Below are 1,578 nucleotides of genomic sequence, written 5' to 3'. Positions count from 1 at the left end.
GCCGCAAAATTTTTTGCGTTTGTCAAGTACTTTTTTCAGATTTTGTCGGATTTTTTTAAATTTTTTGCACAAAAAAAGCACGCATCTTTCGACGCGTACTTGAACTATTTCATGATTTTCTTAAGTTAATGATATTGCTGCTAACTGATAACTGTTATCTCCCCCATATATATGTTAAAATAAATTATCCATTAAAAATAATTTTCCAAGGAGCTTTCCATGAACAATAAGATTTCCGAAAATAATCATGCCGTAGTTCTGGCCGGTATGTGTACGGCTCTGGCTGTTGTTTTATCCCTGATCGGGCTTTATATGCCCCTCCTTTCGACGGTGGTATTTCTTCTGATTCCTCTTCCTATTGCCTATCTGGGTATGAAGGAAGGTGTCAAATGGTCTGTAGTAGTTACCATCGGGATCCTGATTCTGGATTCGTCCTTTTTCGGGATTGTTTCGGCCGCCTTTCTCTGTGCCATTTTTGGCGTTCTCGGGGTGGTGATGGGAGTATGTTACCGGCTGAAAATTTCTGCCACGAAAACCCTGATTGCCGCCTCCATTGTGGTTTTGTGGGCCCTTTTGGCTGAAGCCGCAGCCACTTTGTATCTCCTGGGACTTCCGACCCTTCTTTTTGGCGGAGAAGGGATGGCAGAATTGAAGGAAGCCATGCTGTCCACGCTGCCTTCTTTCTATTCCGGAGAAGCTCTGACCCAGGCTGAGGATAAAGTGAATATGCTGATTACGGCTATGGAAAAATCGGTACCCTTTACCATTCTGGCTGTAGCGGTCTTTTATTCCTGGGCTTCCATGACCCTGGGCTCTTTCGTATTTAAAAAAATGGGGATCACCGACATTCCCCATCTGCCGTCTTTCGAATCCTGGTATTTCCCGCGGCCTGTGCTTTTCATATACATCGCGGTGCTGGCATCTCAGTTTTTCATTAAAGATGAAGGCATGGCAGGGTATCTGATGTACAATCTGGGCGTGGCCTGCACATTTATTTTCTGGCTTCAGGGCATTTCCACCGTCTGGTGGCTGCCCCATAAGTATCCTTTCATCCGGCCTCTTCGAATCATTATCATCGCCCTTTCCGTTTTTGTGGCCATCATCCAGATGGTGGTCGTATTCCTGGGTCTCGCCGATATGGCGACAGAATACCGGAAACGGTGGGCGGGGAAATAGCTGCCGGCAGTCAGCCGTTAGCTGTTAGCCGTTAGCCGTTAGCAGATTGTGGGCGGGAAAATTTCATGTCATTTCGTCCTTGAAACTGTGCACTGGGGTTAACAGGTAATGACTCAAACCCCGTCTCACACAATTTCACATGCGTCCCCTTGAGGGGGCATATGTTTTCTTTTCAGATCACTTTCGATGCTTACCAGAGTATGACCCCTTCCCCTCCGCTTCGCTCCGGGACCTCCCCTGACCAGGGTAATGGCAACAAAATAAGGACATCAAAAATCTAATATTGTAGATTTTTAGGTTTATTAGATAAAAATTAACCTTCTAATCTATCCGACCTATCCTTAATGGGTGAATTCTATGTTTTTGGGCGCACTAAAGGAACCCTGAAAATTTCAATTTTTT

The 1,578-nt window shown here is 45.2% G+C and carries 1 protein-coding gene; it reads left to right on the top strand.

The genetic code is table 11. The features are described from left to right. The first annotated feature begins 219 nt into the window (after positions 1–219). Entirely contained in the window at positions 220–1,176 is a 957-nt protein-coding gene (locus tag VZT47_RS10310; protein WP_330224873.1) for a YybS family protein, read from the top strand. Positions 1,177–1,578 lie beyond the last annotated feature (402 nt).

The sequence above is a fragment of the Dialister sp. genome, from assembly GCF_036343215.1.
Classification (GTDB): domain Bacteria; phylum Bacillota; class Negativicutes; order Veillonellales; family Dialisteraceae; genus Dialister.
The sequence above is the reverse complement of the archived record's forward strand: the minus strand, read 5'-3'. Positions and strand labels throughout refer to the sequence as shown.